Origin of the sequence: Scandinavium sp. M-37, assembly GCF_043558715.1 — a bacterium.
Taxonomy (GTDB): domain Bacteria; phylum Pseudomonadota; class Gammaproteobacteria; order Enterobacterales; family Enterobacteriaceae; genus Scandinavium; species Scandinavium vulneris_A.
On sequence record NZ_JBIGIN010000017.1, the window covers coordinates 1 to 18,204 of the forward strand.

The following is an 18,204-nucleotide window of genomic DNA, read 5'->3' on the forward strand; positions in this document are numbered from 1 at the left end:
ACAAATCAAAAGGGGTTTTGATAACTGGCTCAAAGCTGAAAGCTTTACGGAACCCCCAGCCTAGCTGGGGGTTTTCTGTGCACAAAAAAAGCCGACTTATCTAAGTCGGCGTCGTACGAATCAATTGTGCTATGCAGTAATTCAAAAAAGGAAGTAAGACAATATGGAGCGCAACGCCCATCGCTTGACGTTGCATTCACCTGCGAGAAAGATATTGCCCTGAATGGGTAGCGTGTTTATTGACCTCGCTCAAAGTTAGCGGCGTTTTTAGGTCTGCCGACAAGCATAAAGCTGATTTTTTACAACCATTTACTGCGATGTAACCACCACGTAACACCGCCAATCAGCACCACTAACCCAATACAGAACAGCGAGAAGCCAAACTGCCAGCCACCACCGGGGATACCTCCGAGGTTAACGCCGAACAAACCGGTGAGGAAGGTGCTGGGTAGAAAGACCATCGCCATCAATGACATGGTGTAGGTTCTGCGTGATAGCGATTCCTGCATCACCTGCGCAATCTCATCGGCCATGATGCCCGTTCGGGCGATACAGGCGTCAATCTCATCCAGCCCGCGACCGAGACGGTCGGCAATGTCCTGCATTCTGCGGCGATGATCGTCCGTCATCCACGGGAAACGCTCACTGGATAAACGCGCATACACATCGCGCTGCGGAGACATATAGCGGCGCATGACAATCAGCTGTTTACGCAGCAGCGCCAGAAAACCGCGTGGCGGGATTTGCTGATCGAGCAGATTATCTTCAAGGTCGATAATTTTATCGTGCAGCTCTTCGATAAATTCACTGGCGTGATCGGTCAGTGCATCACACACATCCACCAGCCAGCCGCCGCAATCCGTGGGGCCGGTGCCCTCTTCCAGATCTTTCACCACGTCGTCCAGCGCCAGCACTTTTCGCTGACGCGTAGAGATAATCAAGCGCTCATCCATGTACACACGCATGGCGACAAGCTGATCGGGCCGTTCATCGGTGCTGCCATTAATGCAGCGCAGCGTAATCAGCGTGCCTTCCCCGACCCGGGTCACGCGTGGGCGCAGACTGTCTCCCGCCAGCGCATCGCGCACGCTGTTCGGCAGCAACGGCGTACTGGCCAGCCATTTTGCGCTTTCAGGCTGGGTATAGTTGAGATGTAACCAGCATGGGTTGTCTTTATCGATAACCCTGTCGTCGTGCACCGGTAACACCCCACCTTTCCCGTCCAGCATCCAGGCAAATACGGCATCTGGTACGTTCACATCGGCTCCCATAATGGCTTCCACAACGCCTCCATTAATCATTTGCTTATGCAATGAATTCTAGCCCCGTGAGACTAATACGCAAAACACTGCCCGGGCATCGCTCTGAATTTATTCATGAAAGCAGAATTATCTGGCACGAGGGTCTATTGCGCAATGTGCAAATCGTTAGCGGAGGTGAAATGGGCGAGTGAACAAATTAAAACGGGCCTGCTATATGCAGACCCGCTGAATGACTAACGGGTAATATTAAAATGAGTGCCAGTAGTTTTGGTCACCGCTAGCGGCAGCCACCGGCACTGATTTTGATGACGCGGCGGGGGCGATTGTCGCCGGAGCTTCATTACCAAGCCGGAAATTACGCGTCCGGGTCTGCAATTCCACCACCTGATGTTTTAACACATCCGACGAACCGGCCAGTTCTTCCACCACCGCAACGTTACTCTGGGTTACTTTTTCCAGTTCCGACAGCGCCAGGGTAATTTGTTCAATGCCTTTTTCCTGTTGCAACGTTGAGCAGGAAATTTGTTCCATCAGATTGCTCAGCAGGCCAGAACCCGACACAATCTCCTGCATATTTTTCTCAGCCTCGGCCACTATGTTGGCTCCCTGGGTCACGTTATCGCTGGTGACGCTAATCAGGGTTTTAATACTTTTTGCTGCTTCCGCGCTACGGTGCGCCAGATTACGAACTTCCCCTGCCACCACAGAGAAACCTTTCCCATGATCGCCCGCCCGCGCCGCTTCCACCGCCGCGTTCAGCGCCAGGATATTCGTCTGGAATGCAATACCATCAATCATGCCGATGATTTCCGTCATTTGACGTGCGCAGTCGGTAATGGACTGCATATTAGTGGCCACATCACCCATCAGTTCGCCGCCTCTGCGCGCGCACAGCGTAGCATCGCCCGCACGGCCGCTGGCAAGGCGGGTATTTTCGGCATTGTTTTTGGTACTGGCGGCAATCTCTTCCATGCTGGACGCCGTCTGCATCAGGGTGGCAGATTGCTGCTCGGTTTTCACCGATAACTCCGCGCTGCGGTTAGCCAGTTGCTCAGACAGCGTCATTGCCGTTTGAGACGACGTGCGAATTTCTGACACCAGGGTTGAGATATTGCTCGATAAACTATTAATGCCGGGAATTAAACGCCCGGCGCAGTTATTTCCAAATTCAGGGATATGCACGGATAAATTACCTGATGTCACTTCATCAATGCTCCTTTTCACTGCATTAATGGGCGTCACCAAATATTTGGTCATATAAAGCCATAATAATGATATTGCCACCAGCCAGCCGATATTAAACATCACCATTATTGCTATGCTGGCGGATAACAAGATCGCTAAAACATCAATGATTAAGAAAGTTGCCAGTAAAAACATCAATATGAAGGTTCTGACACTAATGTTTCTTAACATAATCAGACTCACAGAGATACTCGGAGGGGTTATATGTTTATAGCACCTGCCTTCGCTAATTCAATATGATTGCCGTGAGAAATTAATCTTCACGGTTAAAAATGGCGAGTTTGGCTTTGGCAAAGTATTTATCTATATAAACCGCCTACGATAGGTGGAATGTTCTGAAACCTACTGTATTCAGACCATAAGCCGGGAGATTATCACAGGGAAACACCCACAAAAAGCACGAGATTTTATTGGTGCTACAGGTGTGTTGCAGCCACACTTAAATCTCAGATTGTTTTTTGCACGTTCAGGTAACAGGCTTGAGAAAAAACCACTGATGTAGAATCAATCGAAGGAAATACCCCCTTTCTTCCGTTTTATTTCATGGCATCGCTTTGGAATTTACTGTTACATTACGTTAACAACCTTGAAAATACGTGGATTGCATGATGCTGTACGTTTCGTGGGACCCGGTTCTGGTCGGTATTTCATTTTTAGTCGCTTTTATTTCATCATTTGTTGCGCTGGACAGTGCGGCGAAAATTGCCGCCTGCAATAAAAATGCCGCACTTTTCTGGCGCCTCGCCGGGGGAGCCACCTTAGGTATTGGTATTTGGTCGATGCATTTTATTGGCATGCTGGCGATGAAAATGCCAATGATGATGCAATACGATTTTATCATCACCGCCATTTCCCTGCTGGTGGCCATCGTTGCCGCCACGCTATCGATTAATATTGCCGTCAACGGCAATGTCTTATCGCCACAGCGTCTGTGCCTCGCCACCGCTATCCTCAGCAGCGGCGTGGTGACAATGCACTATGTCGGCATGGCGGCGCTGATGATGGAAGACACTATTCGCTGGAATTATGGGCTGGTGATGCTGTCTGTCGTTATTGCGATCGTTGCCTCCGGGGTAGGCCTGTGGCTGGCATTCAGCCTGCGGCTTAACAGCAAAGGTGTGCTAATTAATCGCATGACGGCCGCCGTAGTGATGGGCATTGCTATCGCCGCCATGCACTACACCGGTATGAGCGCGGCTGAATTTGAAGACAGCGGGCATTACATGAACGGCGGAGTGAGTGAACTCGGGCTCTCGATCTGGGTCTCAGCGACGACGTTGGCGATCCTCGGGGTGATGCTGATTATTTCGATGATTGATTCACAGCTGCGTACTAATCGCCTGACCGAAAACCTGCAACAGCTCAACCGGCAGCTCGAGCAACAGGCACGATTTGATGGGCTCACGGGGCTGGCAAACCGTAGCCAGATTGATATGCGCCTTGAAGCCTGCCTGCAACAATCTCAGCTCACCCAAACGCCATTTGCACTGTTCTTCATGGATCTCGATCGTTTCAAGCTGGTGAACGATGCCTGGGGCCATCACGTCGGTGACCATCTGCTGGTTTCCGTCGCCAACCGTATCAGCGCCTGCCTGACACCGAAAATGACCCTCGCCCGACTGGGCGGCGATGAGTTTATTTTGCTGGTGCCGGACGCCGATCATGGCGACATAGAAGATTTAGCCACCCGCATGGTGGAGTGCATTCGTCGCCCGTTTTATGAGGCCGGGCAAATCCTCCAGGTCTCGCTCAGCGCGGGCATCAGCCTGTTCCCGGAACACGGCAGAACGTTACAGGAACTCAAGCTTCGCGCGGATACGGCAATGTACAACATCAAGCAGCAAGGTCGTAACGGCTGGGCGATTTATCATCCTGAAATGGTACAAAAAGCCTGGGAAGGTGCCGAGTTCCTTCAGGATTTAACCCAGGCGCTGGAGCGGGATCAGTTTGAACTGTGGTATCAGCCCAAGTATCACGCCAGTAGCAAAACCATTTTCGGTTTTGAAGCTCTGCTCCGCTGGCGTCATCCGGCGAAGGGCGTTCTGTTGCCCGAGGTGTTTCTCGCCACTCTGGAAAAAACGGGGCTGATGATATCTGTCGGCTATTGGGTTATCGACCAGGCCTGTTTGCAGCTGCGCCACTGGGGTGACCAGGGTCATACCGACTGGGGCCTGTCGATTAACCTATCCGCTGCGCAATTTGAGCAACATGACATTTACGACACCATTTGTGGCGCGCTGGCTCGCCACGCTGTGCCGCCGTCGCGCCTGACCATTGAGCTGACGGAAAGCACTGCCCTGCGCAATCTCGATCGCAGCATCACTATCCTTAACGATTTTAATCGCATGGGTATCACCGTCTCTATCGACGATTTCGGCACCGGATATTCGAACATGCTGACCCTGAAAAACTTGCCCGCCCGCGAACTGAAAATAGACAAAAGTTTTGTGCGTGATATTCGCGATAACAGTAAAAACGTCAAAATCGTGGCCACGATTATTGATATCGCCCATTCCATGAACATGAACGTGGTGGCGGAAGGGATTGAAACGCAGGATCAGCAGCAGTTGTTAACCAGTCTCGGCTGCGGCTACTTACAGGGTTTCCTGTTTGCCAAAGCGCTGCCCGCAAAGGAGATCCCGCAACTTCTGGCGCAAATTGAGAGCAGTAAAAATATCAGTGTCACAACAGTGCTTGTCGCCGCACAAAAAAAGCAGGCGTGAACACATAATATTGCATTATGTTTAATACGTGCCGGTGGCGGAGAAAAGTGCGCCCGGGGAGATAATGCATGATGCCAGCCGAATTATCCGCGTACCATTTCCTGACCACACCGGTTTGGGTGGTTGACCCATTTAATGAGCATTTAATTTTTTCCAACCATGCCGCACAGGCGCTGATGGGCGAAAGTGCATTAGCGTCACTGCGCTTTGGCGCCCTCTCAGCCTGCGCGCAGAACCGGCTCTCGCTCTATCTGAACGATCTTCGGCACCTGCATGAAATCGTTGAGATCTGGACTGTCACGAGCGACAACGGCGATATCCCCCTGCGCTGCAGATTATCATTGCTCAACTTACCCGGCAGGCCCCCCGCTATCCTGTTTGAAGGCGCAAACATTCCGCCTGCAACACTGGAAAATGCCGTCCGCGCCCCCGGTTACCAATCGCGTCGGCAGAATTTCTACCAGCGTTTTTTCATGACCACCACCGCACCGATGCTGCTTATCGATACGGTTCGGGATGGGTTGATCGTTGATGCCAATCTCGCCGCCCTGCGTTTCTACGGCTATCGCCGGGAAGAAATGTGTCAAAAGCACACCTGGGAAATCAATACTTTGGGTCGTCAGGTTTTGCCGGTGATGGCTGAGATTGCTCGGCTGCCCGGCGGCCATAAACCGCTGTATTTCGTTCACAAGATGGCTGACGGCTCAACCCGCCACGTGCAAACCTATGCCGGGCCAATCATGATAGGCGGCGACCGATTGATGCTGTGCATCATTCACGACATTACCGAGCAAAAGCGTCTGGAACAGGAACTGGAATTCGCCGCACAGCACGATGCGCTGACCGGGTTGCTAAACCGCCGACAGTTTTATGCCCTCACCGAAGGCCAGGCCGCGCGGCATCTTCCGTTGAAAAGTGATTATTGTCTGCTGCTGGTCGACACCGATAATTTTAAAACCATTAATGACCATTTCGGCCACTTGAAAGGTGATGAAGTGCTGGTGCAGCTGGCGCGAGTCCTCGAAACCTGCAGCCGCGCTGGCGACTTCATTTTCCGCTGGGGGGGTGATGAATTTGTTCTGCTGCTCCCGCGCACGGCGCTGGATACCGCGCTGACGGTGGCGGAAAGCCTACGTGACGGCGTGACCAAACTGAATGGCGATGACCTGCCCGAATTCACCATCAGCATCGGCGTTGCCCGGCATCAGGCGGACGAAACCATTGATGCATTATTTAAACGGGTGGATAACGCGTTGTACCAGGCAAAAAATGACGGGCGCAATAAGGTACTCGCCGCCTAGTGACAAGCACAAAAAAAACCGCCTCGCACAACGCAGGCGGTTTTCATGTACAGGTGGCGTTAATGTTGCTTGTACTCCCCAGAACTGTGCTGAGGACCAATGCGCCCCGCTTCCACCAGAATTTCCTCAATCAACTCCTCAAGGCACTCCTTCCCATGCTTATCGCAGACCAGATGTACTTGCCTGAATATCTCTTCTGCCTTCATACCATCGCAAAGCGCGGATTTAAGCATGATAGCGGCCCATCGTTTGGCTTCAGAATGCGTCAACATATCCCCTCCTGATACAGGATACTTTACTAAGCGTAGACGGCAGTTGCGCGATTATCCACATCCACAGAAGGGTTTTTGATTATTCCTTAAGCAGGTCCAAAAAATGATTCATTGCCTCATCGGGTGACACCCGCTCTTCTCGGATAATCAGGTGTAACGGCGTGGCCCGGCGCGACCCGTGGCTTAGCGGTAAGGGTTTGAGAATGCCCTTTTCTAGTTGGGCCTGAATGTGCGCCTGCGGTAACCAGCCGTAACCCACCCCGGACGTCACCGCCTCAATAGCCGCATCTACGGTGGAAAACGTCCACGCATCGCCCGCGGGCAACGACACATCCCGGCTGTCGGCAATCCTGACCAGCGGATACAGGTTCAGAATTTCCTCCGTTAACGGTTCTGGCGTGGTAAACAGCGGATGATCGGCATGGGCGACGGCGATGAAATCAATGTTCATCAGCCACTCCCCGCGCCCGTTCACATCCTGACGGCGGGTGACAATCATGATATCCGCCTCGGCAAACGCCTCCGCATCCGGCTGGGTGCTCTCCAACACCTCGGTGAGCTGCACCTGAATGCGTGGGTAGGCCTGCTGAAACTTACGCAGAATGGCGAACAGTCGCCCGCGAGGGAAAATACTGTCGACGACCAGACTCAAACGGCTACGCATGCCATCTTGCAAATCAGCGGCCCGCATTTCGACGTGTGAAAAAGCGTTCAGTAGCGGCCTGACGCGGCTCAGCAGCAGTTCACCCGCCGGGGTTAATACCGCCCGGCGTCCTTGTGGGATGAGCAACGTCACGCCGAGTCTCTCCTGCAACAGTGACAGGTTGTAGCTGACCGAGGACTGGCTTCGGTGTAAAGCCTCTGCCGCTTTGGCAAAGCTGCCCAAATCAATCACTTTTTCAAGGATCGCCCATTGTTCGAGGGTTGTCTTTTGCATAAACAATCTGATTATTGAATCAATTTCATCATAAATTAGCGTTATTCATCTGAATTTTAAAGGACTAAGATAACTTCATCAAAACAAGGAGACACATTATGAGCAACTTCGACAAACATGATTTAAGCGGCTTTATCGGCAAACATCTGGTGTATACCTATGATAATGGCTGGAATTACGAGATTTACGTCAAAAACGGCACCACCCTTGATTACCGCATTCACAGCGGTCTGGTCGGCAATCGTTGGGTTAAAGATCAGCATGCATGGATTGTCCGCGTCGGTGAAAGCACCTACAAAATCTCATGGACCGAACCGACCGGGACCGACGTCAGCCTGATTGTGAATCTCGGCGATAAACTGTTCCACGGCACTATCTTCTTCCCACGTTGGGTGATGAATAATCCGGAAAAAACGGTTTGTTTCCAGAACGATCATATTCCGCTGATGGAATCCTATCGTGATGCAGGCCCTGCCTATCCGACAGAAGTGATTGATGAGTTCGCCACCATCACCTTTGTCCGCGACTGTGGCCCGGATGACGACAGCGTCATCGCCTGCGCCGCCAGCGAACTCCCGGCTGATTTCCCGCAGAATCTGCGTTAATCGCAAACGTTAAGCAGTATCAGAAAGGCAGCAGGCGCGGAGTAGACCGCGCCTGCTGTTTTTACGATGGAGATTAATGCTTGATGATGTACATCGTGCGGCTATAGGCCACGTCTTCCGGGTTTTCGATAGGATAACCCTTCAGCCATGGCTTAATCAGCCGACCGTTGGTGTACTGGTAAATCGGCGCAATCGGAGCCTGCGCGGCGATGATTTTTTCGGCTTCGTTATAGTCTGCATTACGCGCCTGTTCGGTAGATTCCAGCGTCGCCTGGTTGAGCACTTTGTCATACGCCGGATCGTTGAAGCGTGAGATGTTGCCGCTGTGCGCAGAGGTCAGCAGTGACAGGAAGGTCGACGGTTCGTTGTAATCTCCGACCCAGGAGGCACGGATCACATCGAAATTACCGGTGTTTCGGCTGTCGATATAGGTTTTCCACTCCTGGTTCTGCAACTTCACATCCACGCCAAGATTTTTCTTCCACATTGACGCCACCGCAATCGCAATTTTCTGGTGGTTTTCTGAAGTGTTGTACAACAGCGTCAGCTTCAACGGACGGTTCGGGCCATAGCCTGCCGCCTGCAGCAGGGTCTTCGCCTGTGCATTAAGCTCTTCCTGACTCATCTTTTCTGCCGCTGACGGTTGTGGCTTGAAGCCCGCAGTCACGTCCGGGGTGAAACGCCAGGCCGGTTTCTCACCGGTGCCTAACACTTTTTCAGCCATGATGCGGCGGTCAATCGTCATGCTCAGCGCCAGACGCACGCGGGAATCGGCGGTTGGCCCTTTCTGGGTGTTGAACGCGTAATAATAGGTGCCAAGCTGTGGCGGGGTATACACCTGGCCCGGAATGTCTTTCAGCAACTGCTGATACTGATTTTTTGGGAAAGATTCGGTGATATCAATGTCACCTGCCAGATAGCGTTTGGTGGCATTCGATTCCTGGTTGATCGGCACAAACGTCACCTGCTTGATGACCGTTTTCGCGTTATCCCAGTAGTGGGCATTCGGCACTACAACCAGCTTCTCGTTGACCACCCGCTCTTTCAGCACGTAGGCCCCATTGCCGACCAACTGACCAGGCCGTGTCCAGTTTGGAGAGCTGTCAACGTTGGCTTTTTGCACCGGATACAGCGAGAAGTTGGCCGTCAGGTTAACGAACCACGGCAGCGGTTTGTCGAGCTGAACACGCAGGGTTTTGGCATCAATCGCCGTCACGCCGAGCTTATCAGCAGTCGCTTTGCCGTCGATGATATTTTGTGCGTTGGTAATGCCTGCCAGCGCGGCAAACCAGGCAAACGGCGAGGTGGTTTTTGGGTCAACCAGACGCTGCCAGCTATAAACGAAATCCTGGGCGGTCACCGGCGTCCCGTCTGACCATTTCGCGTCATCGCGCAGAGTAAAGGTCCAGGTACGGTTGTCATTGGTCTGCCATTTGGTCGCTACGCCAGGCACGATGTTGCCTTTAGCGTCCTGATTGACCAGACCTTCGAACAGGTCGCGGATCACCTGAATCTCGGGTAACCCGACCGCTTTCGCGGGATCCAGCGAGGCCGGTTCATCCTTGATGTGGCGAACCAGCGTCTGCTGCTGCGCCAGAACGGTTCCCTGCGGAACATCGGCCGCAAAAGAAAGAGAAGACACGCCACTCAGCGCCAGCGCAAAACAGATAGACGATACAGGAAACTTCATGGGATCCCCTTGATTCAAATAACCCAACCAACGTAGTCGGTAATTATTTGTTTCAGCAGGAAGAATTGCAAACGACTTGTGGCGAAATGTTGAAGGATATAGCGAAAAGGTTTCAGAAACTGCCTAAAGGAAACTGTTTGATTATCGATGGTTTTTAAACAACACTGCCAGAAACAACACAATAAAGCAGGATCAAGCATGTCTTCCACCCGACCACGCCAACAGCGCGGCGCGTTTCCGCCTGGAACTCAACACTATGGCCGTTCCTTGCTGGGTGCGCCACTGATCTGGTTTCCCGCGCCAATTGCCGACCATAACAGCGGATTAATCATTGCGGGTACCCACGGCGATGAAAACTCATCGATCGTCACCCTATCCTGTGCGCTGCGCACCCTCGCCTCCGACCTGCGCCGTCATCATGTGGTGCTGACGGTCAATCCGGACGGCTGCCAGTTAGGCCTGCGCGCTAACGCCAACGGGGTCGATCTCAACCGCAATTTTCCGGCAGCGAACTGGAAAGCCGGGGAAACGGTCTACCGTTGGAACAGCTCCGCCGAGAGCCGTGACGTGGTGCTGTTGACCGGCGATAAACCGGGTTCAGAACCCGAAACCGATGCGCTGTGTCAGCTGATCCATAAAATTCATCCGGCGTGGGTAGTGTCGTTCCACGACCCGTTGGCCTGTATTGAAGATCCGCAGCAAACCGCGCTCGGCAAATGGCTGGCGGACGCCTTCGAACTGCCGCTGGTGACCAGCGTCGGCTATGCCACGCCGGGCTCGTTTGGCAGCTGGTGCGCGGATATTGGTTTGCACTGTATCACCGCCGAGTTCCCGCCGATTTCCTCCGACGAGGCCAGCGAGAAATACCTGGCGGCGATGACCGCACTCCTGCACTGGCATCCTGAATCTAAGGTGACGTCCAGGACGCCCAAATAGCGACAAAAAAACCCGCACGGCTCACGCAGTGCGGGTTTTTCTTCGCAGTGTTGGTGCTTTAGATGAGGCAAAAAACCGCTATTACTACAGCAACAACCACAACAACACCTACAGTATCAATCAGTTGCTTGATTAATACGTCTTGCGTTGCGACGCTATCGTCTTCCCAGTCAATCATCTTTTCTACACCTTCAAAGTCGTGACAGCCGTATGCTAAACGCGCAGCTCAAATGATGGATAATCGTTTTGTGCCTGATTTCGTTTAAAAATAAATGGTCACCCTCACAGGTATAGCGTACCGGCGTCAAAATGCAATGCGGGTTCGGCATCCACCGCCAGCCAGGTCGGGCCATCCAGATCGGCAAAGCGCACCAGCGGCGTCAGCGGCAACACGGCGCTAATCGCGCGCGACGTACACAGCATACAGCCCAGCATTAGCCCGAACCCCTGCGCTTTCGCTTCCGCCGCCAGCGCCAGCGCCTCGGTTAAGCCCCCGGCTTTGTCGAGCTTGATGTTAACCATCTCGTAGAGACCGCTCAGTCGGGCGAGGTTTTCACGCGAGTGGCAGCTTTCATCGGCGCAAATCGGCAGTGGATGGATAAAGTTCGCCAAGGCTCCATCCTCTGAAGCTGGTAAAGGCTGTTCGAGCATCGCCACGTTAAGATCCGCCAATAGCTGACAGCGTGCCGCCAGCCCATCGCTATGCCAGGCCTCATTGGCATCGACGATCAGCGTTGCCTCGGGCACCGCGGCACGAATGGCGAACATTCTTTCGCTGATCAGATGGTCATCCAGTTTCACCTTCAGCAGGCGCGCGCCTTTATCCCACAGGGCTTTTGCGCTGTTCGCCATTTGGTCCGGCGTGCCAATCACCACGGTTTGCGCCGTCGTTACGCTGGAGGCCAGTTCGCTGCCCACCAGCTGCGCCAGTGAGCGGCCCGACTGACGCATTTGCAGATCCCACAGCGCGCAGTCCACCGCATTACGCGCAGCCCCAGCCGGAAGCAGCTGTTGCAGCGCCTCACGCGTCAGGCCTGACTCCAGCTGTTCGCCAATGCTGACAATCTCCGCCATCACCGAAGCAATGCTTTCGCCATAGCGGGGATACGGCGTGCATTCCCCCACGCCTTTGACGCCATTTTCTTCAATTTCGACCACCACCACTTTCGCCTCGCTGCGGCTCCCGCGCGAGATGACGAACGGCGTGTGCAGCGGCCAGGCTTCTTCGTACACTCTCAAACTTCTCATTCCCTGCACCTCGATTTACCAGCGCGATTTACCCGCACTAAAAGGATTTGCCGTGTTAACAGTGGATGTCATACACTAGCGGCGACGTTAACTATATGTAAACAGGAAGATAATCATGTCACAAACTGTGCATTTCCAGGGCAACCCCGTTTCCGTTCAGGGCTCCATTCCGCAGGCGGGCGCCAAAGCACCAGCATTCACACTGGTTGCCAAGGATCTCTCCGACGTCGCACTCAGCCAGTTCGCTGGTAAACGTAAAGTGCTTAACATTTTCCCGAGCATTGATACCGGCGTGTGCGCTGCATCCGTGCGTAAATTCAACCAGTTGGCAACCGAACTGAACAACACCGTGGTGCTGTGCATTTCTGCTGACCTGCCGTTCGCCCAGTCTCGCTTCTGCGGCGCAGAAGGCCTGAGCAACGTTGTTACCCTGTCCACCCTGCGTGCGCCAGAATTCCTGCAGCAGTATGGCGTAGGTATCGCAGAAGGCGCGCTGAAAGGTCTGTCTGCTCGTGCGGTCATCGTTCTGGATGAAAATGACAACGTGGTGCTGAGCGAACTGGTGAACGAAATCACCAACGAGCCAGACTACGCTGCTGCGCTGGACGCGCTGAAAGCCTGATAAAAAAATGCCGCCTTCATCGCTGAAGGCGGCATCTCACTTACTCTTCGCTTTTCTTCTGACTTAATCCATATTCCCGCAGCTTATTCGCAATCGCCGTGTGTGAAACGCCCAGGCGTTTGGCGAGCTTCCGCGTGCTTGGATAGCTACGATAAAGCTGTGTCAGCACCGACCGTTCAAAACGGCTGGTGATATCATCCAGCGAACCTTCCATCGCATCTTCACCCACGGCCACCGTGGTGGTGTCGTAATCCGGCAACAGGATGTCCTGCGGACGTAGCTCATAACCATCCAGCTGTGTCAGGGCGCGATAAACGGCATTTTTCAGCTGACGCACGTTACCGGGCCAGCCGTAACGGGTCAGGACGGTGTTCAGGTCAGCCGCCAGTTTAGGACGGGCAATGCCCTGCTCATCGGCAAAACGGGCAACGAACAGCTCGGTCAGCGGCATGATGTCCTGCGGACGGTCGCGCAACGGCGGCAGATTCAGGGTCAGCACGTTGAGACGATAGTAGAGATCTTCGCGGAACAGCCCTTTCTGCACCAGTTCAACGAGGTTCTTCTGGGTGGCGCAAATGACGCGCACATCGACATGGATCTCATGATCTTCCCCGACCCGACGGAAAGTGCCGTCATTCAGGAAGCGCAGCAGTTTGACCTGCATTCCCGGTGACATTTCACCGATTTCGTCCAGCAGCACCGACCCGCCGTTCGCCTGCTCGAAGAAGCCTTTTTTGCCTTCCGGCGCGTGGCCGAACAGCTCGCTTTCTACCGCATCTTCGGGGATAGACGCACAGTTCAGCGCCAGATACGGCTTCTGCGCGCGTGGGCTGGCAAGATGACAGGCGTTGGCCAGCAAATCTTTCCCGGTGCCGGTATCGCCGACGATCAGCAGCGGCGCACTCAGCAGCGCCAGTTTGCGTGCCTGTTCAACCACATGGCGCATTTTCGGGCTGGCGGCAATTATCTGGCTGAATGCACTCACGTCCTGAGTGGTCATGTTTTGCAGCTGGCGACCCATGCGTAATGTCGAACGCAGCATCACCACCGCCCCCATCAGCACGCGGGTGGCATTTTCGCCTTCCAGCGTCACCGGGGTGATTTCAAGCAGGAAATTTTGGCCGTTGATAACAACGTGTTCGGCGTGAGACTCCACCGGAGAGCCTTCCAGCCAGCGCTGGAAGTTAAAACCGTTGATCAGCTGGGCGGCGTTGTGGTTGCGCAGTTTGTCCTGAGACTGACCAAACAACTGGCAGCTCGCCGGGTTGGCCAGCTCCACTTTGCTCTTGGTATCCAGCGACAGCACCGGTTCTGGCATTGCTTCCAGCAGCGCACTCAGCGCCAGATGTTCACGCTCGGACGGCATCCACGGCACCGTGCGCACGTCGGTCACACCGGCGATCCGGCGGATTTCCGCCATCAGCGTGCGGAAATTGTCGAATTCCAGTTCCGCAAAATTCAGGTAAATTCGGCCAATGGGGTCAATGTCGATCCCGCGCAGGTCAATACCACGCAGCACCAGGAGATCGAGCAATTCACGGGTCAGACCAAGGCGGTCCTCACAAAAAACTTCAAGACGCATGGGAAGGTTCACCCTCATAGCCAATAACGAATGGATGATAAGCCACTTCTCGGCCTGCGGGAAGATAGCTGTCAACAATTATTGACAGTATGGCGGAAAATCAAGCACCTTGCCGTAAAGTTGCCGGAGTAACGCACAAAGGGACAAGGGAAATCGGGTACAGCCTCCCTTTAAGAAGGCCGTTTGTTAATGGTGTCTTTCAGTTGCCCAATCAGTTCGCGACGGAAATCGCCGAGCTTCGGTTTGTCGTTGTCGATCCACGGCAGTGGGCGACACACTTCCATCGCTTTAATGCCCAGACGGGCGGTCAGCAATCCAGCACCAATCCCCTGCGCGGCACGGGCCGACAGACGTGCGGCTAAATCCTGCGACATCCAGTCCATTCCGACTTCGCGTACCAGCTCGCTCGCCCCGGCAAAGGCGATATTCAGCAGCACCAGACGGAACAGGCGCAAGCGGCTGTAGTAACCCAGTTCGATGCCGTACAGCGTGGCGATGCGGTTGATTAAGCGCAGATTGCGCCAGGCGATAAATGCCATGTCCACCAGCGCCAATGGGCTGACGGCAATCATTAAGGTCGATTCGGCAGCGGAACGGCTGATCTCACGTCGCGCCTGCGCGTCCAGCACCGGCTGGACCAGATGGGCGTATAGCGTCACCACTTCCCGGTCATTCTGGGTTTCGTGGATTGCCGCATACCAGCGCTGGAGCGCTGGATGGGACTGGTCGATGCCAGCCTGTGCCGCGAGCTGTTCGCAGAACGCCCGACCTTTGCCGGTGCCATGGCTGTGCAGCAGATCACGGGCTTCATCGCGCTCTTCCGCCCGCTGGCGCAAGCGCCATAAGCGCCGCCATTCCGTCGCCACTGAACCCACGCCCGCCCCGACGATCAACGCCCCGGCGGCACAACCGCCGAGCGCCACCCAGTCCTGGGTTTGCCAGGCGTGCATCGTCCACTGTACGCCCTGGGCCACCACGCTGACGCCAAATATCGCCAGCCCGGCGGTGACCATCCGTCGCCACAGGCTGCGTTTCGGGCGCAGCGCCGCTTCAATGACGGCCTCAGCCTGGCCGTCGTCTTCCAGCCCGTCATCAACCACCGCCGGCGCAAAGCTCTCAGCCTGGATCTGTTCAAAAGTTTGCGCGCCACGCAGGTGCTCCATTTTGTCCGCTTCCAGCGGTCCGGCGAAATCGATACGCGGTTTTAACGGTTCGCTCATCGCAATTTATCTCCAATCAAAAACTCCAGCGCCGCGTCCAGACGGATGTGCGGCAGCGGTTTGTCGACGTCCATCGCCTGTGGGCGGAACGCTTCAAACTGAAAGCCCTGCTTTTCCCAAAACGCCTGGCCCGGTAAACGTGCCGGAACCTCGCCGGGATAGACGGTCAAGGGTTCGCCATCGCTCAGGCGGTTGCCGCGTAGCGCAGGGATTTTCTCACCGTTGACGTCAATCAGCCCGCTTTGCGTCGCCTGCACTGACGCCAGCCCCAGACAGTCCATGCTGATGCCTTCAAAGGCCGCATTTTGCCATGCGTCCTGAATTAACTGCTGCAGGAGCGAAACCATGTTCGCATGCTGATCGACGGTGACGTGATCGGCTTTGGTGGCGGCAAACAACAGTTTGTCGATAACCGGGGAAAACAGGCGGCGGAACAGGGTCCGCTGCCCGTAATGGAAACTTTGCATCAGCTGCGTCAACGCCAGGCGCATATCGTTGAACGCCTGCGGCCCGCTGTTCAGCGGTTGCAGGCAGTCGACCAGCACAATTTGGCGGTCAAATCGCAGGAAGTGATTTTTATAGAACCCTTTAACCACATGTTCGCAATAGTAGTCAAAACGCGCGCGTAACATGCCGGCGTTGGTGTGTTTATCCGCCTGTGCCAGCCGGGCCTCACCCACCGCATCGACATCCGGCCACGGGAAGAACTGGAGTGCAGGCGCCCCCGCCATCTCACCCGGCAGCACGAAACGCCCCGGCTGGATAAAGTGCAGCCCTTCCTGTTTGCAGATGTGCAGGTATTCGGTCCACGCCTGGCTGATTTCCGCCAGACGGTTTTCATCTGCCGGGGCCAGCGGATCAAGCCCCTCGCACAGTTGACGCCAGCGCGTCGACCATTCGGCGCGTTGCCCGGTCAGGAGTCCAGTCATCTGTCGCGACCAGCTCAGGTAGTCCTGCGCCAGCATCGGCAAATCCAGCAGCCATTCGCCCGGGTAATCGACGATTTCCAGATATAGCGTGGAGGTATCTTTGAAATGACGCAGTAAGGAGTCATTGGAGCGGAAACGCAGCGCCAGGCGGATTTCACTCACCCCGCGGGTCGGCGTCGGCCACGTCGGCGGCGTGCCGTATAGCTGCGCCAGTCCTTCATCGTAGGTAAAACGCGGGATGCCGTAATCACGCTGCGGCACCCGTTTGACGCCGAGCAGGCGCTCTTCACGCACCGCGCTCAGCAGCGGCAAACGCGCACCTGCGTGTAGGTTCAGCAGTTGATTGACCATCGCGGTAATAAACGCTGTTTTCCCGCTCCGGCTAAGCCCGGTCACCGCCAGGCGCAGATGTCTGTCTACGCCGCGGTTGACCAGTGCATTGAATTCGCTTTTGAGTCGCTTCATCGCCATCCCGTTTGTCCGTGTCTCGCCTGTCCTTCAGGATACATGACATGAGGTCCGTTAAGAGAATTATCAACCGCACTTCGCTGTATTTCAGGCTTTTTCTCCAGTAAGATGCATCTGATTGACTCTACGATGGAGCTCGACAGGTGTATGTCACCGACCATATATGATATTGCCAGGGTTGCTGGCGTTTCAAAATCTACCGTCTCGCGCGTACTGAATAATCAAACCAATATTTCGCCCGAGGCGCTGGAAAAAGTGCAGAAAGCGATTAAGGATCTTAATTATCAGCCGAATAAGCTTGCCCGGGCGTTAACGTCCTCCGGCTTTGACGCCATTATGGTCATTTCCACGCGCTCAACCAAAACCACGGCCGGTAATCCTTTCTTTGCCGAAGTGCTGCATGCCATTACTTCCCGTGCCGAGGAAGAAGGCTTTGATGTGATATTACAGACCTCGCGCAGTACGGAAGATGACTTGCTTAAATGCGAGAGCAAAATACGGCAAAAGATGATCAAAGGGATCATTATGCTGAGTTCTCCGGCCGATGAATCCTTTTTCACGCGGATCGATGACTATCAAATTCCGGTGGTGGTGATTGGTAAAGTTGAAGGGGATTATCAAAACGTCTATTCCGTCGATACCGATAATTATCAGGACAGCATTGCCCTGACCAACGCCCTGATTTCTCGCGGGCATAATAATATCGCCTGTCTGCATGCCCCGCTGGATTATCACGTTTCCGTTGATCGGCTGGCGGGATATAAAGAGAGCCTCAACCAGCACCACATTCCGCTGCGCGAAGAGTGGATAATCGACAGCGGTTATACCCATGAAACCGCGCTGGTGGCGGCGAAGAAACTGCTCGCGATGGAACCGCGTCCAGATGCGGTTTTCGCCACCGACAGCATGAAACTGGTGAGCCTGTACCGGGCGGCATATGAATCAGGTATTCAGATCCCACAGCAGTTGGCGGTGGTCGGATACAGCAACGAAACGCTGTCGTTTATTTTATCTCCGGCGCCGGGCGGGATTGATGTGCCGACCTACGAGCTGGGGATGAAAAGCTGCGATCGGCTTTTCCAGTGTATTTCCGGTAAGCCCGGTCCACGACGGGTGATTGTTTCCACCCGTGTGTCATTGACCGATTCACTGGCATAAAAGCCG

The 18,204-nt window shown here is 54.4% G+C and carries 15 protein-coding genes; 6 read left to right on the forward strand and 9 right to left on the reverse strand.

What is annotated here, in order from left to right; translation table 11 throughout:
• Positions 1-299: 299 nt before the first annotated feature.
• Positions 300-1,283 carry a zinc transporter ZntB gene (zntB, locus tag ACG0Z5_RS13615; RefSeq protein ID WP_394448105.1) on the reverse strand — a complete coding sequence of 328 codons (984 nt, stop codon included), beginning with the start codon at positions 1,281-1,283 and terminating at the stop codon, positions 300-302.
• 225 nt (positions 1,284-1,508) lie between these two features.
• The gene (locus ACG0Z5_RS13620; RefSeq protein WP_394448107.1) at positions 1,509-2,678 is read right to left on the reverse strand and encodes a methyl-accepting chemotaxis protein; all 1,170 of its coding nucleotides are present in this window, start codon (positions 2,676-2,678) and stop codon (positions 1,509-1,511) included.
• Between the two features lie 437 nt (positions 2,679-3,115).
• Between ACG0Z5_RS13620 and ACG0Z5_RS13625 the strand changes: the two genes are divergently transcribed.
• Both ACG0Z5_RS13625 and ACG0Z5_RS13630 read left to right on the forward strand, forming a co-directional pair.
• Positions 3,116-5,230 (forward strand): putative bifunctional diguanylate cyclase/phosphodiesterase, encoded by a 2,115-nt coding sequence (locus tag ACG0Z5_RS13625; protein WP_394448246.1) that lies wholly within the window; start codon positions 3,116-3,118, stop codon positions 5,228-5,230.
• A gap of 68 nt (positions 5,231-5,298) precedes the next feature.
• Positions 5,299-6,531: a diguanylate cyclase gene (locus ACG0Z5_RS13630; RefSeq protein WP_394448109.1), complete on the forward strand. Its 1,233-nt coding sequence runs from the start codon at positions 5,299-5,301 to the stop codon at positions 6,529-6,531.
• A 59-nt stretch (positions 6,532-6,590) separates the two neighbouring features.
• Here ACG0Z5_RS13630 and ACG0Z5_RS13635 read toward each other — a convergent pair whose 3' ends face one another.
• Complete coding sequence (locus tag ACG0Z5_RS13635) at positions 6,591-6,803, reverse strand: hypothetical protein (protein ID WP_394448110.1); 213 nt, start codon at positions 6,801-6,803, stop codon at positions 6,591-6,593.
• A gap of 79 nt (positions 6,804-6,882) precedes the next feature.
• The gene (locus ACG0Z5_RS13640) at positions 6,883-7,740 is read right to left on the reverse strand and encodes a LysR family transcriptional regulator (RefSeq protein WP_394448111.1); all 858 of its coding nucleotides are present in this window, start codon (positions 7,738-7,740) and stop codon (positions 6,883-6,885) included.
• A gap of 95 nt (positions 7,741-7,835) precedes the next feature.
• Between ACG0Z5_RS13640 and ACG0Z5_RS13645 the strand changes: the two genes are divergently transcribed.
• On the forward strand, positions 7,836-8,345 hold the full coding sequence (locus tag ACG0Z5_RS13645; RefSeq protein WP_394448248.1) for a phenolic acid decarboxylase: 510 nt from the start codon (positions 7,836-7,838) through the stop codon (positions 8,343-8,345).
• A gap of 73 nt (positions 8,346-8,418) precedes the next feature.
• Here the strand turns inward: ACG0Z5_RS13645 and ACG0Z5_RS13650 are convergent, their stop codons facing one another.
• A complete protein-coding gene (locus ACG0Z5_RS13650; protein WP_394448112.1) occupies positions 8,419-10,035 on the reverse strand; it encodes an ABC transporter substrate-binding protein in 1,617 nt (538 codons plus the stop codon).
• 198 nt (positions 10,036-10,233) lie between these two features.
• Between ACG0Z5_RS13650 and mpaA the strand changes: the two genes are divergently transcribed.
• The gene (gene mpaA / locus ACG0Z5_RS13655) at positions 10,234-10,971 is read left to right on the forward strand and encodes a murein tripeptide amidase MpaA (protein WP_394448113.1); all 738 of its coding nucleotides are present in this window, start codon (positions 10,234-10,236) and stop codon (positions 10,969-10,971) included.
• Positions 10,972-11,253: 282 nt separating this feature from the next.
• Here the strand turns inward: mpaA and ycjG are convergent, their stop codons facing one another.
• Positions 11,254-12,219 (reverse strand): L-Ala-D/L-Glu epimerase, encoded by a 966-nt coding sequence (gene ycjG, locus ACG0Z5_RS13660; protein ID WP_394448114.1) that lies wholly within the window; start codon positions 12,217-12,219, stop codon positions 11,254-11,256.
• A gap of 115 nt (positions 12,220-12,334) precedes the next feature.
• On the opposite strand from ycjG, the gene tpx reads away from it, so the two are divergent.
• A complete protein-coding gene (tpx, locus tag ACG0Z5_RS13665; RefSeq protein WP_394448115.1) occupies positions 12,335-12,841 on the forward strand; it encodes a thiol peroxidase in 507 nt (168 codons plus the stop codon).
• A gap of 40 nt (positions 12,842-12,881) precedes the next feature.
• Here the strand turns inward: tpx and tyrR are convergent, their stop codons facing one another.
• From tyrR to ACG0Z5_RS13680, 3 genes are all read right to left on the reverse strand, one after another.
• Complete coding sequence (gene tyrR, locus ACG0Z5_RS13670) at positions 12,882-14,423, reverse strand: transcriptional regulator TyrR (protein ID WP_394448116.1); 1,542 nt, start codon at positions 14,421-14,423, stop codon at positions 12,882-12,884.
• 170 nt (positions 14,424-14,593) lie between these two features.
• On the reverse strand, positions 14,594-15,643 hold the full coding sequence (locus ACG0Z5_RS13675; RefSeq protein WP_394448117.1) for a TIGR01620 family protein: 1,050 nt from the start codon (positions 15,641-15,643) through the stop codon (positions 14,594-14,596).
• Complete coding sequence (locus ACG0Z5_RS13680) at positions 15,640-17,037, reverse strand: YcjX family protein (protein ID WP_394448118.1); 1,398 nt, start codon at positions 17,035-17,037, stop codon at positions 15,640-15,642. The genes ACG0Z5_RS13675 and ACG0Z5_RS13680 overlap by 4 nt, the downstream gene beginning before the upstream one ends.
• Positions 17,038-17,187: 150 nt before the next feature.
• On the opposite strand from ACG0Z5_RS13680, the gene ACG0Z5_RS13685 reads away from it, so the two are divergent.
• The gene (locus ACG0Z5_RS13685) at positions 17,188-18,198 is read left to right on the forward strand and encodes a LacI family DNA-binding transcriptional regulator (protein WP_394448119.1); all 1,011 of its coding nucleotides are present in this window, start codon (positions 17,188-17,190) and stop codon (positions 18,196-18,198) included.
• Positions 18,199-18,204 lie beyond the last annotated feature (6 nt).

Bases quoted from the DNA above. Each gene is read 5' to 3' on its own strand.
- ACG0Z5_RS13620 (WP_394448107.1), bottom strand. From the start codon at position 2,678: ATGTTAAGAAACATTAGTGTCAGAACCTTCATATTGATGTTTTTACTG.
- ACG0Z5_RS13625 (WP_394448246.1), top strand. From the start codon at position 3,116: ATGCTGTACGTTTCGTGGGACCCGGTTCTGGTCGGTATTTCATTTTTA.
- ACG0Z5_RS13630 (WP_394448109.1), top strand. From the start codon at position 5,299: ATGATGCCAGCCGAATTATCCGCGTACCATTTCCTGACCACACCGGTT.
- ACG0Z5_RS13635 (WP_394448110.1), bottom strand. From the start codon at position 6,803: ATGTTGACGCATTCTGAAGCCAAACGATGGGCCGCTATCATGCTTAAA.
- ACG0Z5_RS13640 (WP_394448111.1), bottom strand. From the start codon at position 7,740: ATGCAAAAGACAACCCTCGAACAATGGGCGATCCTTGAAAAAGTGATT.
- ACG0Z5_RS13650 (WP_394448112.1), bottom strand. From the start codon at position 10,035: ATGAAGTTTCCTGTATCGTCTATCTGTTTTGCGCTGGCGCTGAGTGGC.
- mpaA (WP_394448113.1), top strand. From the start codon at position 10,234: ATGTCTTCCACCCGACCACGCCAACAGCGCGGCGCGTTTCCGCCTGGA.
- ycjG (WP_394448114.1), bottom strand. From the start codon at position 12,219: ATGAGAAGTTTGAGAGTGTACGAAGAAGCCTGGCCGCTGCACACGCCG.
- tpx (WP_394448115.1), top strand. From the start codon at position 12,335: ATGTCACAAACTGTGCATTTCCAGGGCAACCCCGTTTCCGTTCAGGGC.
- tyrR (WP_394448116.1), bottom strand. From the start codon at position 14,423: ATGCGTCTTGAAGTTTTTTGTGAGGACCGCCTTGGTCTGACCCGTGAA.
- ACG0Z5_RS13675 (WP_394448117.1), bottom strand. From the start codon at position 15,643: ATGAGCGAACCGTTAAAACCGCGTATCGATTTCGCCGGACCGCTGGAA.
- ACG0Z5_RS13680 (WP_394448118.1), bottom strand. From the start codon at position 17,037: ATGAAGCGACTCAAAAGCGAATTCAATGCACTGGTCAACCGCGGCGTA.
- ACG0Z5_RS13685 (WP_394448119.1), top strand. From the start codon at position 17,188: ATGTCACCGACCATATATGATATTGCCAGGGTTGCTGGCGTTTCAAAA.